Origin of the sequence: Kitasatospora purpeofusca, assembly GCF_036010405.1 — a bacterium.
GTDB classification, from domain to species: Bacteria; Actinomycetota; Actinomycetes; order Streptomycetales; family Streptomycetaceae; genus Kitasatospora; species Kitasatospora purpeofusca.
Genome location: NZ_CP108561.1, coordinates 4,897,080 through 4,913,705, shown reverse-complemented (window position 1 = coordinate 4,913,705; position 16,626 = coordinate 4,897,080). Strand labels below are relative to the sequence as shown.

The following is a 16,626-nucleotide window of genomic DNA, read 5'->3' as shown; positions in this document are numbered from 1 at the left end:
CTTCAACTGGCCGAATTCAGGTTCGAATTGAATGTTTTCATTTCACTCCTGGATGGGTTGCATTGATGAGTGAGTAGGCGACATCCTGTTAGCGCCGGACTGCGGAGAGCCAGCTGGATGGCTTCACTGGCCCGCGCCCGTCGCGTGCTCTGCGCGCCGCCTGTGAACCAGCAATCGGCCGGCGAGCGGTAGTTCGCCACCGCTCGACGATCACCTGCGACCACTGAGGTCGCTCCCCCGGAAGCACCCTCACGCCGTCTGATCGGCCACGGGAGGAACTGCCATGTGCGAGACCAGCTTCAACTTGTCGGCTGTGCCCGAGAGCGTCGGCGTTGCCCGGCATCGGCTCCGGGATGTCCTGCGCATAGCTGGGGTCGGCCTGCCGGAGGACAGGGCGGACAGCGCCGAGTTGCTCGTCTCCGAGCTGGTCACCAACGCGCTGCGGCACGCGGCGGGCGAGATCGGGGTCGAGGTGGCGATCGGCGTGGCCGTGTTGCGGGTGTCGGTCAGGGACGGGAGCGACCGCCCGCCGCAGCTCCGGGTGGCGGGCGACCTGGACACCGGCGGCCGTGGGCTCGCGCTGGTCGAGGCGCTGGCCTCCCGGCACGGCTGGGAGCCGGCCGAGGGCGGTGGCAAGGTCGTCTGGTTCGAGCTGCCGCTCGCGGGCCCGGCCACGACCGGACCGACGGGCGCCACGGTGGCCGTCGCCGGGGCCGCCCTGTGGATGGCCGCCCTGGGCGCGCACGCGTTGCTGTGGGCGGCGGACCGCCGCCCACAGTTGCGTGATCCGGTGGTTGCGGCGTGAGCGCGCCGATGGTCCGCCGTGGGCCCAGGGGCTTCGTCGGGCGGTCGGCGGCGGCGCGCCGGATGCGCGCCGCCGCCGTCCGGCACTCGGTTCGGGCCCATGCCCGCCGGGAGGACCGCCGATTCGACCGGATCTGCGCCGAGGGGGCGGACGGCGAGGTGCCGGAGGTCGAGGACGGCTTTGCGGGCGCACTCTCGGACTTCGTCCAGAACGAGGTGCGGGTGCATCTGGGCCCGCACCTCGACGAGATCCGCGACGTGCTGAGGCAGGTGCGCATGACTCGGTCCGCATAAATCGGCCTGTAGGACAAAGTAGTTGATGAATCGTCATGTCACGACGATGGGAGGATTTGCGACATGGAGACACCCACTCAAGCGATCATCCTCGCCGGTGGTCAGGCCACCCGGATGCGGCCCTACACCGACGACGCGCCGAAGGCGATGGTGCCGGTCGCGGACGTGCCGATCATCGGCTACCAGTTGGTCTGGCTAGCGCGGCAGGGCATCACCGATGTCGTGGTCTCGGGCGGCTACCGGCACGAGATGATCAAGCACTACGCGGGCGACGGTGCCCGGTTCGGCGTGCGTCTGACCTACGCCATCGAGAGCGAGCCGCTCGGCCGGGGCGGCGCGCTGAAGTTCGCCACCGCGTTCCTGCGCGACCCGGCCGATCGGGCGCCGGTCGCCGTCCTCAACGGCGACATCGTCACCGGCTTCTCGTTCGTCGAGATGGCCGAGCGGCACCGGATGCGGCAGGCCGCCGTGACGATCGCCCTGAGCCAGTACCGCTCGAACTGGGGGGTCGCCGATCTGGACGAGCGCACCGACCGGATCTTCGGCTTCACCCAGAGCCCCGTACTCCCGTACTGGATCAACGCGGGCGTCTACCTCATCGACACCCGCACCTTCCCGCTCTTCCCCGACAAGGGCGACCACGAGGACTCCACCTTCCCCGAGCTGGCCAAGGACGGTCGGCTGTTCGCCCACCGGATCGACGGCTACTGGCGCGGGATCGACACCGTGAAGGACGTCATCGTGGCCGGAGAGGAAGCCGTCAGGCACGGCTTCGCCCTCGGGGAGGAGTTCCGCATCACCTCCTGAACGAAAGGGCTCCCCACCGGTGTCCCCCCAGCTGAACGCCAATGCGATCATCGGCACCCACCACGTCCTGTTCATGACGTTCGACTCGCTGCGCTACGACGTGGCCCGCGCCACGATGCACGCCGGTCGGACCCCCGACCTGGAGCGGATCCTGCCCGAGGGGCTCTGGGAGGAGCGTCGGACCCAGGGCACCTTCACCTACCCGGCGCACCAAGCCTTCTTCGCCGGATTCCTGCCGGTACCGTCCGGCCCGAACCGGCCGCCCCGACTGCTGGCCTGCCAGGCCGTTCCGGGCAGGGGCCGCACCATCGCGCCGACCACCTACGTCTTCGATGCGCCGGACATCGTCAACGGCCTCGCCGGTATCGGCTACCGCACGGTGTGCATCGGAGGCGTCGGTTACTTCAACTCCCGTACGAAGCTGGGCCGGGTCCTGCCCGGTCTGTTCCAGGAGGCGTACTGGGCCGAGGAGACCGGCCCGGACTGCTACGAGTCGACCCGGCACCAGGTCGATCGAGCGTTGACCGTGCTCGCGGAGCAGTCCTTCGAGCAGCGGCTGTTCCTGTTCGTGAACGTCTCGGCGACCCACGAGCCGACGGCCGGCTACCTCCCCGGCGAGGCGGAGGACAGCTGGGAGAGCCAGTGTGCGGCTCTGTCCTACGCGGACGGTGAGCTGGGCCGGCTCTTCGAGGAGCTGCCGCACCACGGGCCGTGGCTGATGATCGCCTGCGCGGACCACGGTGACGCCTTCGGCGAGGACGGCCACACCGGGCACGGCATCGCTCACCCCTGTGTCGCCTCGGTGCCGTACGCGCAGGCTCTCGTCGCGGCGGTCTGACCCCTGGGCGGGTGTCCCCGGGGACGTTTCCGACCGACCGCCGATCGCGTATCGGCGGTCGGTCGTGCCGTCCATCGGCAGAAATCAGCACAAACTACGCTCATCAGCATGGACCCCACGCCAGACCTGCCCGAGCCCGCCGAGCCTGCCGGGACCGCCGTGTCCGGAGGGGCCGCCGTCCCTGGTGATCCGGAGGCGGACCAGGCGCCGCACCGCGTTCCCGAGATCTCGTCGCTCGGGCTGGACACCCTGGTCACCGAGGTGGCCGAACGGCTGCAGTCCGCCGCCGCGGTCACGGACCGGATGCAGCGGCTGCTGGAAGCGGTTGTCTCGGTCGGGTCGGGCCTGGATCTGCACGCCACCCTGCACCGGATCGCCACCGGCGCGGCCGAGCTTGTCGACGCCCGTTACGCCGCCCTCGGCGTGATCGCCCCCAACGGGCAGGGGCTCTCCGACTTCATCCACGTCGGGGTGGACGACGCGGTGGCGGCCCGGATCGGCGAGCTGCCGGTCGGGCGGGGCATCCTCGGCGCGCTGATCGACCGCCCCGAGCCGCTGCGCCTCACCGAGCTCGGCGCCGACCCCCGCTCGTACGGCTTCCCGCCGCACCACCCGGAGATGAAGACCTTCCTCGGCGAGCCGATCCGGATCCGCGACGAGGTGTTCGGCAACCTCTACCTGACCGAGAAGAAGGGCGGCGGCGCCTTCACCCCCGAGGACGAGCAGGTGGTGCACGCGCTGGCCGCCGCGGCCGGGGTCGCGATCGAGAACTCCCGCCTCTACGAGGAGGGCCGCCGCCGCGAGCGGTGGATCGCCGGGGCGGCGGCCGTCACCACGGCGCTGCTCTCCAGGGACGAGGCGGAGATCGCCCTCACCGTCGCCGCCGAGCAGGTCAGGGAACTGGCGGACGCCGCGCTGGGCATGATCCTGCTGCCGGTCGCCGACGAGGACGCCGGGACGGTGCGGATGCGGGTCGCCCACGCCTCCGGGGAGGCGGCCGAGTTCGTGCGCGGCGAGCTGCTGCCGCCGGACAGCTTCGCCGCCCGGCTGCTCGCCGGCGAGAGCGTGCACCTGGACGACATGTCGACCGATCCGACCGTGGTGATCCGGCTCGCCCGCAGCTTCGGCCCCTCGCTGGCCGTGCCGATGGTCGCCGCCCGCCGGGTGCTCGGCGGCCTGTGCGTCTGGCGCCCGCGCGGGGCGCTGCCGTTCACCGACGGCGAGAAGCAGCTGGCCGAGACCTTCGCCTCGCAGGCCGCGCTCGCGCTGCGGCTCGCCGAGGGCCAGCGCGACCAGCAGCGGCTCGCGGTCTTCCAGGACCGCGACCGGATCGCCCGCGATCTCCACGACCTGGTCATCCAGCGGCTGTTCGCCACCGGGATGATGCTGGAGGGGGCCGCCCGGCGCGCCGTCGTCCCCGAGGTGAAGGTCCGCATCGGTGAGGCCGTCGACGAGCTGGACGCCACCATCCAGGAGGTCCGCACCACCATCTACGCGCTCCAGCACGACGACCACGGCGACGCGCCCGACACCCTGCGGACCCGGGTGCTGCGCGAGTGCAGCCAGACCGCGGCGGCGCTCGGCTTCAAGCCCTCGGTCTCCTTCGTCGGCCCGGTGGAGAGCCTGGTCGGCGAGAAGACCGGCCGTCAACTGCTGGCGGCGCTGCGGGAGATGCTCTCCAACGCGGCCCGGCACGCCCGTGCCTCCCGGGTCGGTGTCGAGGTCGACGCGACCGTGCACCTGGACGACGACGGCCGGCCGGTCGGCGGCGACCCGGAGTCGCTCGACCGGGGCGGGCGCCCGGGCGTGCTGCTGACCGTCACCGACGACGGCGTCGGCATTCCCGAAGGCGGGCGGCGCAGCGGCCTGCGCAATCTGACCCGGCGGGCCGAGGCGCTCGGCGGGGACGCCTGGCACGAGCCGGGGCCGTACGGCCGGGGGACCAGGGTGCGCTGGACGGCGCGGCTCTGACGCACTGGTCGGAAGGCTGCGGAGCTCCGTCCGGAGCGTCTGACCGTTCGTCGGAATGGTCGGGGCGACTCGGGACATTCTCGAACGGTTGGTGAACGACGCGCAGCGCGGGCGGGAGTGCTTGGCGCGCGGAAGGTGTGCAGTCGGTGAAAGTTTAACGAGAGAGAACTTCGCGGCCAACGGAGAAAGTTGTGCATTTCGTGGCCTTCCGGCGCTCTCGTGTGCACACATAGCTTTATTCCCGTCTCGGAGAGAAACCGGACCGTGGGGGAGCAGTGGACGCGTCTGGCCGCGGTCACACCGCAGCAGGGGCAGGTCGAGGGGGATTCCGGGCCGAACGGGCACCGGACGGACGGTACCGCTGGCAACTGAAGGCGCCGAACGGGCGTGTTGTCGCGGTCACCGCGGCCGCGTACGAGACGGCCGCGGAGGCGGAGCGCGGCTTCGACGGCCTACGGGTCGTCGCGGACGGGCTCACCGCCCGGATCACGCACGTCCGGGACGGTATCGGGTGGGTCTGGGTCGTTCCGGGCACCCGCAACCTTCCGGAGGTGCGGTCGAGCCGTGCCTACGAGCGGTACGCGACCTGTCAGAACGCCTTCCGGCGCTTCGTCGTGCTGCTGGCGAAACAGCAGCCCCTCGAACGTCCCGAACCGATCGAGCGGGGGCCGTCGTTGAGAACGTCCGATGTCCGCTGAGCGACGCGGGCCGCGCCTGCTCACCGTCCCGGTCGGCGACCGTTCGCTGTCCTGGGCGCTGCGTGCGGCGAACGGCAGACAGCTCGGCGCCGGCGTGCGCACCTACCGCAACGAGCAGGAACTCGCGGACGCCGTCCGTGAGTTGATCATCGAGCGGGCCGCACTGCGGTGCACCGTCGGCCAGTCCGAGGCCCGGCTCTGGGTGTGGACGGCGTACCTGCCGGTCCGCACCACCCGTCCGGGCGCCGCCGAGGCGGCCGGGCCGGTGGCCCGCAGCGCCCGGGGCTACCTCCGGCGCGACCAGTGCCAGGCCGGTGTGACCGGGTTCCTGTCCGGTCTCCAGCGCCTGGGGCAGGAGTCGCGCCGTCCCGGCCGGGAGGACAGCTGGCCGTTCTGACGGCCCGTCCTGCTTTTCCGACGGCTCGTCCCGCCGTCCCGCAGCCGCCTTCGGGCGGCTGTTCGTGCTGGCCCCGCACCAGAACCCCCTTCCCCCTCTTCCGGTGAAGCGCAGGTTTCCGGCAACCCCCCGAGTCGCCACCTGGAGAAGAACGTCACCGGCCTCCCACCTGCGACTTTCCCACCCTCCACGGCCGGGCTGACCTGTCGCTAAACCTGTCCGAACCGAGAAATCGACAATCGGCGGCGGCCCCGGTCGGCCCTTCCGACGGAACCGGGCCGACCGACAGGATCGGCACTGCCGGAGCGGCCACTGCGGACGTGGCCACCGGCCCCGGGAACTGACCACCAGTACTCGGGCACAGCGATGTACTGCTCTCCCACCGGAGGAAGAGGAACATGCGCAAGACCGCTGCCAAGCTGCTCGCCATCGCCGCCATCGCCACCTCGGTCGCCACCGTCGCCGCCGGCACCGCCGTCGCCGACCCGTCGACCCTGCCGGCCGCGCAGGACATCGTGGGTGTCGGCTCGGACACCACCCAGGCCGTCCTGAACCAGTTCTCCACCGACTACAACGCGTTCCTGGGCGCCAGCAGCACCCTGCCGCGTCTGTACAGCTGGGACGCGACCGGCACCTCGCCGATCGTCACCAAGACCGGCGCCACCACGCCGTTCAACCGTCCGAACGGCTCGAGCGCCGGCATCTCCGCGCTGGACGCCACCTCCAAGACCACGGTCGACTTCGCCCGCTCCTCGCGTGGCCCGAAGAACAGCACCCCGACCGTCCCGGGTGACCCGACCACCGACCTGTTCGTGGCCTTCGCCAAGGACGCGGTCTCCGTCGCCACCAAGACCACGGGCAGCAACGCTCCGACCAACCTGTCCAAGAACGACCTGATCAACATCTACAACTGCACCTACACCAACTGGAACCAGATCCCGGGCTACACGGGCGCCGGCGGCACCATCAAGGCGTTCCTCCCGCAGGTCGGCTCCGGCACCCGCTCCTTCTTCCTGTCGGCCCTCGGCCTGAGCAACGGCGGCGCCTGCGTCCTGGCCAACCCGACCGTCCAGGAGAACCAGGGCACCGACCCGATCCTGAACGACGCCAACGCGGTCGTTCCCTACTCCGCCGCCCACTACATCGGCCAGGTCTTCAACGGCCACAGCAGCGGCACCGACGCTGCGGGCAACCTGACCCTCCGTTCGATCGACGGCATCTCCCCGATCGACGCCACCAACGCCCTGGCGGCGACCTTCGCCAACACCTCGTTCGGCCGCGTGGTCTACAACGTGGTCCGCGAGGCCAACTGGAACGCCACCGACACCCAGGGCACCGCGCTGCGCGCGATCTTCGGCACCAACGGCTGGGTGTGCAAGAACGCCACCGCCGCCGCCGACATCAAGAGCTACGGCTTCCGCACCCTGCCGGTCGGCGCCTGTGGCAGCACCACCCACGCGGTCTGATCCAGACCTTGTACTTCCGGCGGCCAGGGGCTTCCGCCCCTGGCCGTCGGGCCACGCCGGGCCGTCCGGAGCGACTCCGGGCGGAGCCGGCGGCACCACCGCAGGACCGCACGACCGCACCAACCCACGGCCTCATGGCCGGACCGTTCCATGTTGCACACCTAGGAGAGCAGTATGTCCCGCACCAGCGCCCGTCTCGCCGCCGTTGCCACCGCTGTTGTGCTCGCCACCACCGGCGCGGCCACCTCGGCCTCCGCCGCCACTCCGGCCACCGGCAGTGCCGTGGTGAACGAGAGCAACACCTTCCTGATCAACTCCCTCTCGGCGGGCGTCATGGTCTTTGCCCTCCCGACGGCCACGGGCTCCTACGACAGCGCCACGGGCCTGTCCGCCGCGTTCCCGGTGACCGGCGGTTCCGCCAACCTCCCCGGCTACTACGGTGACGTTCAGCTGGGTGGCGGGCTGCTCTTCATCAACCTGCACACCGGCAAGAGCGCCGTCTTCAAGAACCTGTCCTTCAGCGTGGGCACCTGGCAGATCACCGGTGTCCCGCAGGGCGGCACCACCCCGGTCGCGCTGCTCGACCCGGCCGGCGACACCACGGTCGCCGGCAACGCCGCCGCCAGCACGCTGACCGCCAGCGACCTCCAGGTGGACGAGGAGGGTGCGAAGTACCTCGACACCAAGCTGAACACCTCCTTCTTCACCGCGGGTCAGTCGGTGGGTTCGCTGAACCTCACCTTCAAGGCCGGCAGCTGACACGCACCAGGTAACGGCGGCGGGGTCCGGATGTCCGGGCCCCGCTGTTCCGCGCTTCGGGGAACGGGCCGTCGAAGTGATCAAAGAGTGTTGTTCGCAGGCGAGTTGTGGCCTCGTACATCCTGTCGATCCACGGCGTCCATGTACGGCTGGCCGAATGGTGACTGACCATCGGCGGCATCTGGCCAACTCGCGCCGGGGTCCGGCCGGTTCCCCGTCTACGCGCGAAGCGCGGTCCTGGAGGTGCACGTCATGAGAGTCCGTCCACCGGGTTCGAGAGCCCAGGGGAGGTGGAGGAGAGGACTGCTGGCACTGGGGACGGCCTGGGCGGTCGTGGGGGTCTCGGCGATCCTTCCGCTGGGTGCGGGAACGGTTCCGCAGGCGGCCGCGGCCACCGCGACGACCGTGGACGGGCCGGCCGTCTGGCACCCGGCCACCAAGGATTACGGCCCCAAGGGCAAGGTCACCGTCTCCTCCACCACCAACCTCAGCAACCAGGTCGTCCATGTCTCGTGGGAGGGCTTCACCCCGACCGTGGACCCGATGGGCAACCCGGTGAAGTTCGTCAAGCTCAACAGCCCCACCGGCCAGGAGCTCTACCCCGTCCGGGTCTACCAGTGCCGGGGCACCAACCCCACCGTGCACGACTGCTACGGCAGCACCAAGTTCAACCAGGACCCGGCCAAGGGCTTCCTCCAGCCGGCGCCCCCGCCGGGCACCGTCACACCGGAGTTCCCCTTCAACGGCGCGGTCCGGGTCACCGGCCCCGACGGCCGCGGCGAGGCGGACGTCGAGGTGTGGACCTCCCAGGAGAGCCAGAGCCTCGGCTGCGACTCCACCCACCCGTGCTCGCTGGTGGTGGAGGCCAACTACGGTGGCGACTCGCTCGGTTGGACCACCGACAACCAACAGATCGACTGCTCGAACCACTCCCTCGACAATCCGATCGAGAGCGAGTTCTTCGCGATGGCCTCGGAGTCGGTCTTCCCCCTGAGCGGTGCGGAGAACGACACCTGGAACCCGGGCGAGAGCTGCGCCTGGGCGAACCGGGTCGTCATCCCGCTCTCCTTCTCGCCTACCGCGGGCGACTGCCCCAACGCGGCGCAGGACCTGCTGGTCGGCAGCCTGGCGATGGCCAACCGCGCCATGCAGCAGTGGCGCGCGGGTCTGTGCCAGGGCACGAAGCCGCTCGGGGTGGACTACATCTCGAACACCGGCGAGCCGCAGGCACGGGCGAACTTCCGGAACAAGTCCGGGCCGGACATCGCCCTGACCGCGCTCCCGGAGACCGAACCGGCGACCCGGCCGTACGTCTACGCGCCGCTCGCGACCTCGGCGATCTCGGTCGCCTACGTGGTCGACGACATGGCGAACTCCGGCCAGATCAAGACGCTGAACCTGACGCCGCGGCTGCTGGCGAAGATGCTGACCCAGTCCTACGCGATGGTGAAGGGCGTCACGATCGAGTCGGTCGGGAACAACCCGGTCTGCATCTTCGAGGACAAGGACTTTCTCGACCTCAACCAGCTCGACCCGGCCGGCGGTCAGCGCTGGCCCAAGTGCACCGAGCAGGCCTGGCTGGCCGACTCGGCGCCGATCGTGCTCGGCGGCACCACCGACCTGATCTACCAGCTGACCTCGTGGATCGCCGCAGACCCCGAGGCCGCGGCCTTCATGCGGGGCGATCCGGACCCGAACGGCATGCGCATCAACACCTTCTACCGGCAGCCGGCGTTCGCCGGTTACCCGGTGGACGCCATCCGGGTGCAGGACTACTCCGGTCCTGACGCGTGGAAGATGTACGAGATCAACCCGCTCAACAACGGTCTGGCCCAGGTCGCGCGCAACCTCCTGATGGCCAAGCCGACCTGCCAGTCCCCGTTCGCCGACGTGGACGGCAAGCACCCCGGCTGCGCGCCGGTCGACCCCGGCCGCCGCGGGCTGTTCGCGATCATGGACAGCGGCCAGGCCAAGGCCTACGGCATGCCGGAGGCCGCGCTCCGCAACCCGGCCGGACAGTTCGTGAAGCCGACCCAGGACACCCTCCGGGCCGCCGTCGCGACGATGCCCGTCGACCCCGCCACCGGCACCCAGAAGCTGCCGTACGGCGTGGCCGGAACCGAGTTCGCGAGCTCGGCGCAGGCGTACCCGCTGTCGGTCGTGCAGTACGCGATGATGCCGACCGGCGGCCTCTCCACGGAGAAGGCGAAGGCGGCTTCGGAGTTCCTGCGACGGGTGACCGACCCGGCCGAGGGCCAGCGTTACGGCAACGAGCCCGGTCAGCTGACCCCCGGGTTCCTCGCCCTGACGGACGACCAGCTGGCGCAGGCGCGGTCCGCCGTGACGCACGTCGCGGCGCAGGACGGCACCTACCCCGGCAACCAGCCAGGCCCCAAGCCGACCGAGCCCGAGGGCGAGACCGGCGGCCAGACCGGCGGTAACGGCGAGAACGGCGGGACCACGGGCGGTACCGACGGTGGAACCACCGGCGGCAGCGACGGCGGTACGACCGGCGGGACCACGGGTGGAACCACCGGCGGGACCACCGGCGGCAGCGACGGTGGGACCACCGGCGGGACGACCGGCGCGACCACGGGCGGGACCACCAGCGGTTCGACCGGTGGCACGACCGGTTCCACGGGCTCCACGGGGTCCACGGACACGACCGGTTCCACCGGCTCGACCGGAAGCACCGGTTCGACCGGCACCTCGGGCTCGACCGGCAGCAGGACGTCCACCGGCTCGGGCACGACCGGTGCGGCCGGTACCGGTTCGGGCGCAGGCACCGCCGCGGCTCCCGCCGCCGCGCCCGCCGCACCCGCGGCGTCCGCGGCCCCGGTCAAGGCGAACGCCGCTCCGGCCGCCACCACCGGGCCGCTCGCCGCCGCCCCGGTCGCTGCCGGAACGCCGGCCGCCGACCGTTCCGGCGGGGCCAGGCTGCTGTTCCCGATCGCGCTGATCGCCGGCGCGGTCCTGCTGGTGGGAGGCCCGTTGGCGCTCGTCCTGGCCGGTACTCCGGCCGGCGCGAGGATCGCCGCCGGGGCGTCCGGGGTCTGGGCGCGCCTGCGTCCGGGCCGCCGCGTCTGACGACGCACGTTCCGACTCGGCGGGGCCGCTGTCCCGGCCCCGCCGAGTCCCTTCCCCGTCCCCGCCAGTCCCCCGCACCTGTCCCGTACCGAGCGCGCCGGAGAGCAGACCATGACAGCCGCCGCCGAGCCCGCGACACCGTTCGCCGAGACTCCAGGCCAGCCGGACCACGATGTACCCCGCACCATCACCGCCCCGTCCACACCCGGTGACCGGGTGTTCCGCGGTTTCCTGCGGGCGGCCGGGCTCTCAGTCTTCGCGATCATGGGCCTGATCGCCTTCTTCCTCGTCCTGCGCGGCGCCGACGCGCTCCGCGCGGTCGGCTTCTCCTTCTTCACCGAGCAGAAGTGGCTGACCCAGGCGCACAACTTCGGCATCGCCTCGGTGCTGCCGAACGGCCTGCTGATCGCCGTCATCGCCCTGGTGATCGCGGTCCCGGTGGCGCTGGCCTCGGCCGTGTTCATCTCCGAGTACGTACCGGTCCGGCTCCGGGCGACCCTGATCTCGCTGGTCGACCTGATGGCCGCGATCCCCAGCATCGTCTACGGCCTCTGGGGGCTGTTCTTCCTCCAGCCGCGGATCATCGGCTTCGTCCGCTGGATGTCCAACCACCTCGGCGACACGATCCCCTTCCTCAAGGTGCGCACCGGTGACATCGCCAGCTCCTACACCTCTTCGACCTTCATCGCCGGCGTCGTCGTCTCGCTGATGATCATCCCGATCGTCACCTCGCTCAGCCGCGAGGTGTTCTCCCAGGCGCCGCAGGGCGAGCGGGAGGGCGCCTACGCGCTCGGCTCGACCCGCTGGGGCATGGTGCGCACCGTGGTGCTGCCGTTCGGGCGCGGTGGGGTGATCGGTTCCGTGATGCTCGGCTTCGGGCGCGCGATGGGCGAGACCATCGCCGTCGCGCTGATCATCTCGCCCAACTTCGAGCGGATCAGCCACGTCCTGGAGAACGGTGCCAACTCGATCTCCGCGCTGATCGCCCTGCGCTTCGGCGAGTCGGACCCGCTCTCGCTCTCGGCGCTGATGGCGGCCGGCCTGGTGCTGTTCGGGCTCACCCTGCTGGTCAACGTGGCGGCCGGGTTCGTGATCAACCGGTCCCGCTCCGGCGCGGCTACGGCGGACTGACCGTGGACCGTACATCCCGCCCCCGCCTGCTGCCGCCCCGTCGTGAAGGGACGACCCGATGACCACACTCGATCTGCCGGCCGAAACCACTCCGGCCCCGGACCCGGCCCCGCGGAAGACCGCGCCACCGCCCGAGCGCCGGATCAGGATCGGCGGGGTGACCCGTGAGGACGTGCTGACGATCCTCGGCGCCGCGACCGGATCACTGGCGCTGGACTGGATCCTCTACGAGCGCGTCATGCCGTTCAGCGGCGCGTTCGGCTTCGTGCTCTGCTGGTACCTGCTGTTCCTCGTCGGCTACGCCGTGCTCGGCCGGCTCCAGTGGGGTCCGCTGCTGGTGCGCGAGCGGCTGGTGTCGGTGCTCGCCTGGAGCGCGGGCCTGGCGGTGGTGGCGCTGATCTTCGACCAGATCGGCTACGTCGCGATCCGCGGCTACGAGGCGGCCCAGCACCTCAACTTCTTCACCGAGTCGATGGAGACGACCTCCGCGCTCTCGCCGATCACCTCGGGCGGCGCGCTCCACGCGATCATCGGCTCGCTCGAACAGCTGGGCCTGGCCACCCTGTTCGCGGTGCCGCTGGGCATCTCGGCGGCGGTCTTCATGTCCGAGGTCGGGGGCCGGATGGCCCGCCCGGTGCGGACCCTGGTGGAGGCGATGACGGCGCTGCCGTCCATCGTGGCCGGTCTCTTCATCCTCGGCGTCGTGATCATCACTCTGGGCTTCGAGAAGAGCGGCTTCGCCGCCTCGCTGGCCCTGACGGTGATGATGATGCCGATCGTCACCCGTGCCGCCGAGGTGGTGATCCGCCTGGTGCCGGGCACGCTGCGGGAGGCGTCCTTCGCCCTCGGCGCCAGCCAGTGGCGCACGGTCTGGAACGTCGTGCTGCCGACCGCTCGGCCCGGTCTGGTGACCGCGGTGGTGCTCGGCATGGCACGCGGTGTCGGTGAGACCTCGCCGGTGCTGCTGACCGCGGGTTTCACCACCCAGCTCAACGCCAACCCGTTCCACGATCGCCAGGTGTCGCTCCCGCTCTACATCTGGAACTACGTCAAGCAGCCGTACCCCGACATGGTCGCGCGGGCCTTCGCGGCGGCCCTGGCCCTGATGGTCATGGTGCTGATCCTCTTCGTCACCGCGCGTGTGCTCGGCGGACGCCGCCCCGGTCAGCTGACCCGCCGCCAGCGCCGCCGGATCGAACGGGGGGCCCGGGCCGCCGAGCGCTCCGCCCTCGAGCGCCGGACGGTCGTGGCCGCCGGACCCGCCGTGGCGGGCGCGCACCGTACTTCCGGAACCGCCGCGGCAGGAGCGAGCTGATGTCCGTAACAACCACCCACCGTACCCGAGGAGTTCCCATGTCGTGGGAGGCTGTTCGCCGACCCGTGGCACGTACCGCCGCCATGCTGCTCACCCTGTGCCTCACTGCGGCGGCACTGCTGCTGGGGCAGGCCGTCCCGGCGTTCGCGGCCACCTCGCTGAACGCCGACGGGTCGAGCTGGGCCGGTCCGGCCATCGACCAGTGGCGCAATGACGTCAACCCGCTGGGCATCAAGATCAACTTCAGTCCGTCCGGCTCCGCCGCCGGCCGCAACCAGTGGGCGATCGGCCAGAACGACTTCACCGCCTCCGACGTGCCCTTCCGCACCCAGCAGGACACCGGCATCGGCCAGGGCGGCCACGACGGCGGTGCGGGCAACGTCGAGAACCCGGTGTACGGATACTCCTACGTCCCGATCACCGCGGGCGGCACCGCGTTCATGTACAAGCTGACCGTCGGCGGCAAGCAGGTCCGCGACCTGCGGCTCTCGCCCAAGACCGTCGTCGAGATCTTCACCGGCAAGATCACCAACTGGAACGACCCGAAGATCACCGCCGACTACGGCAAGGCGCTGCCCTCGATCCTGATCACCCCGATCGTCCGCTCGGACGGCTCGGGCGCCACCGCCCAGTTCACCCGGTGGATGCAGCACACCTTCCCGGCGGAGTGGGAGGGCTACTGCAAGGGCATCAACAATGTCCCCTGCGGCGACTACACGGAGTTCTTCCCGAGGTCCGGCCGGATGATGGCGCTGAACGGCTCCGACGTCGTCGCCAACTACATCATGGGCTCCGCGGGCGAAGGCACTATCGGCTACGACGAGTACGCCTTCGCCAAGGGCAGCAACTGGCCGGTCGTCAAGGTGCTGAACCCGGCCGGGTACTACACCCTGCCCACCGCCTCCAACGTCGCCGTCGCCCTGACTGCCGCCAGGATCCGCGGCGTCGACGACAACACCCCGGCGAGCGACCCGAACTTCCTGCAGCAGAACCTCGACGGCGTCTACACCAACAACGACCCGCGGTCCTACCCGGTCTCCAGCTACAGCTACCTGATCGTCCCGCGCAAGGACGCCGCGCTCCCGCCGCCGCCGCGCTTCAACGACGAGAAGGGCAGCGCGCTCAGCCGCTTCATCTCCTACGTGCTCTGCGCCGGCCAGGGCAAGGCCGACGAGCTGGGGTACTCGCCGATCCCCCGCAACCTGGTCCGCGGCGGCATCCTGCAGACCACCCACATCCCGGGCAACGCCAGCACGGTCGACCCCGACTCGCTCGCCAACTGCCCCAACCCGACCTTCACCGGTGAGGAGCTGACCGTTCTGAAGAACGCCCCGCAGCCCAGCCCCTGCGACGCCAAGGGCACCCCGCTGGACTGCAAGGTGGAGAACGGCAAGCCGGTGTCGGGCGGAACCACCTCGGGCGGCTCCGGCTCCACCGGTGGCGCGGCAGCGGGCGGTTCGGGCTCCGGATCGGGTTCCGGCTCGGGCGGCGCGGCCACCGGAGGAGCCGGCGCGGCGGGCGGTGCGGCCACCGGCGGCTCCGGTTCCACCGGCGGCGCGGCCACGGGCGGCGCCGCGAACACCGGCAAGGCCACCACCACCAAGACCCCCGGCTCCACCGGCACCGGCACCACCGGCGGCGCGGGCACCACCGGCGGCGCCGGCACCACGGGCGGCACCGGCGGTGACGGCGGCACCGGCGCGGTCGCGGCCGACCCCAACGCCCCGGCCGCCGGCGCCGACCCGAACGCCGCGGCCGACGGGGGCGACGGCCAGGGCGTCGAGGAGGTCGTCGACCCGCAGACCGGCCAGGTGGTCGCGCGCGGCCGGGGCAGCGGCACCGCCACCGAGGTGGCCGCCGACGTCGTCGAGGTCGCGGGCCGCCCGGAGGACTGGACCCTGAGCACGCTCACCGCGCTCGAACTGCTCGCCGTCGTCATCGTCCCGCCGCTGCTCGGCCGCCGGCTGCTGCGCCGCCGGCAGACGGGCGGCCGGTCATGACGGCGCCCGCTCTGGAGAAGCCCGCCGGGACGGCGCCGTCCGCGCCCGCCCCGGCGGGCGCGGCCCCGCCCGCCGCCCCGGCCCCGGAGACCGCTCCGGCCGGGTCGGACGGCTCCGGCCGGACGGCCAAGCGGATCAGGTTCCTGCAGGCGGCCTGGGCGGTGAGCCTGCTCGCGGCGCTCACCATGGGCTTCGTCGGCTACCTGTTCACCCTGTCCCACGTCCAGCAGAAGCACTTCCAGTCCACCGCCTACAAGTCCTTCCGGGACCAGCTGGGCAAGGCGACCGCCCCGACCGGAAAGGCCGCCGACGGCTCGCCCGTCGCGCTGCTGGACATCCCGGCGATCGGGCTGCACCAGGTGGTCGTGGTGGAGGGCACCACCGGCCGGGACCTCATGCGCGGCCCCGGCCACCGCCGGGACACCGCCCTGCCCGGGCAGACCGGGGTGGCGGTGCTGTTCGGCCGGGGGGCGACCTTCGGGGCGCCGTTCGGCGAGCTGAACAAGCTGCGGGTGGGCGACCGGATCGAGGCCACCACCGGCCAGGGCAAGTTCACCTACACCGTCAACGTGTACGGCGACGAGGACCACCCGATCGTCGACCCGGTCCGCAACCGGCTGGTGCTGGTGACCAGCGACTCCAACTGGATCCCGGAGTCGACGGTGATGATCGGGGCCCGGCTGGACGGCGACCCGGTGGCCAACCCCGGCGGGCGCCCCGCCACCGTGCCGTACGACAAGGCGCTGGCCGCCGACAAGGGCGCGCTGGCCGCGCTGCAGCTGTGGACGCTGGGACTGCTCGGCGCGGTGGTCGCCGTCGTCGTGCTGGCCCGGTACTGGCACCGCTCGGCCGCCTACCTCAGCCTCGCGCCGGTCGTCGGCGCGCTGCTCTGGGCGGTCTACGAGAACGCCGCCGCCCTGCTGCCCAATCTCTACTGACGCGCGCCCGGAGGACCGTACCGATGACGGATGCACCGATGACCGACGTACCGCCCAGCCACGGGCCGGGCGACTCGGCCGAGACCACGATCACCCTGCCCGCCGTCCCCGCGGGAGTCGG

General features: G+C 71.5%; 14 protein-coding genes. All 14 read left to right on the top strand.

Translation table 11 applies throughout. The features are described 5' to 3' along the window. Positions 1-283 precede the first annotated feature (283 nt). Positions 284-805 carry an ATP-binding protein gene (locus OG715_RS21810; protein ID WP_266270531.1) on the top strand — a complete coding sequence of 174 codons (522 nt, stop codon included), beginning with the start codon at positions 284-286 and terminating at the stop codon, positions 803-805. Then, the gene (locus OG715_RS21805; RefSeq protein ID WP_266270530.1) at positions 802-1,098 is read left to right on the top strand and encodes a hypothetical protein; all 297 of its coding nucleotides are present in this window, start codon (positions 802-804) and stop codon (positions 1,096-1,098) included. The genes OG715_RS21810 and OG715_RS21805 overlap by 4 nt, the downstream gene beginning before the upstream one ends. A 63-nt stretch (positions 1,099-1,161) precedes the next feature. Further along, on the top strand, positions 1,162-1,905 hold the full coding sequence (locus tag OG715_RS21800) for a nucleotidyltransferase family protein (protein ID WP_266270529.1): 744 nt from the start codon (positions 1,162-1,164) through the stop codon (positions 1,903-1,905). 19 nt (positions 1,906-1,924) lie between these two features. Beyond that, a complete protein-coding gene (locus tag OG715_RS21795) occupies positions 1,925-2,743 on the top strand; it encodes an STM4013/SEN3800 family hydrolase (protein WP_266270528.1) in 819 nt (272 codons plus the stop codon). 108 nt (positions 2,744-2,851) lie between these two features. Beyond that, positions 2,852-4,714, top strand: a complete 1,863-nt coding sequence (locus OG715_RS21790) for a sensor histidine kinase (RefSeq protein ID WP_266270526.1) — start codon at positions 2,852-2,854, stop codon at positions 4,712-4,714. Between the two features lie 275 nt (positions 4,715-4,989). Then, positions 4,990-5,412: a DUF1508 domain-containing protein gene (locus OG715_RS42445; RefSeq protein ID WP_327073738.1), complete on the top strand. Its 423-nt coding sequence runs from the start codon at positions 4,990-4,992 to the stop codon at positions 5,410-5,412. After that, complete coding sequence (locus OG715_RS21785; protein WP_266270525.1) at positions 5,402-5,809, top strand: hypothetical protein; 408 nt, start codon at positions 5,402-5,404, stop codon at positions 5,807-5,809. Before OG715_RS42445 ends, OG715_RS21785 begins: the two co-directional genes overlap by 11 nt. Positions 5,810-6,207: 398 nt before the next feature. Further along, the gene (locus OG715_RS21780; RefSeq protein ID WP_266270524.1) at positions 6,208-7,275 is read left to right on the top strand and encodes a substrate-binding domain-containing protein; all 1,068 of its coding nucleotides are present in this window, start codon (positions 6,208-6,210) and stop codon (positions 7,273-7,275) included. Positions 7,276-7,449: 174 nt separating this feature from the next. Continuing rightward, positions 7,450-8,034 (top strand): hypothetical protein, encoded by a 585-nt coding sequence (locus OG715_RS21775; protein WP_266270523.1) that lies wholly within the window; start codon positions 7,450-7,452, stop codon positions 8,032-8,034. A gap of 405 nt (positions 8,035-8,439) precedes the next feature. Beyond that, positions 8,440-11,121 carry a hypothetical protein gene (locus tag OG715_RS21770; protein ID WP_266270521.1) on the top strand — a complete coding sequence of 894 codons (2,682 nt, stop codon included), beginning with the start codon at positions 8,440-8,442 and terminating at the stop codon, positions 11,119-11,121. Positions 11,122-11,232: 111 nt separating this feature from the next. Next, the gene (pstC, locus tag OG715_RS21765) at positions 11,233-12,252 is read left to right on the top strand and encodes a phosphate ABC transporter permease subunit PstC (protein ID WP_266270520.1); all 1,020 of its coding nucleotides are present in this window, start codon (positions 11,233-11,235) and stop codon (positions 12,250-12,252) included. 58 nt (positions 12,253-12,310) lie between these two features. After that, positions 12,311-13,567: a phosphate ABC transporter permease PstA gene (gene pstA, locus OG715_RS21760; RefSeq protein ID WP_266270518.1), complete on the top strand. Its 1,257-nt coding sequence runs from the start codon at positions 12,311-12,313 to the stop codon at positions 13,565-13,567. 65 nt (positions 13,568-13,632) lie between these two features. Beyond that, entirely contained in the window at positions 13,633-15,567 is a 1,935-nt protein-coding gene (locus OG715_RS21755) for a substrate-binding domain-containing protein (RefSeq protein WP_266270517.1), read from the top strand. Then, positions 15,564-16,505: a class E sortase gene (locus OG715_RS21750; protein WP_266270516.1), complete on the top strand. Its 942-nt coding sequence runs from the start codon at positions 15,564-15,566 to the stop codon at positions 16,503-16,505. The genes OG715_RS21755 and OG715_RS21750 overlap by 4 nt, the downstream gene beginning before the upstream one ends. Positions 16,506-16,626: the final 121 nt, after the last annotated feature.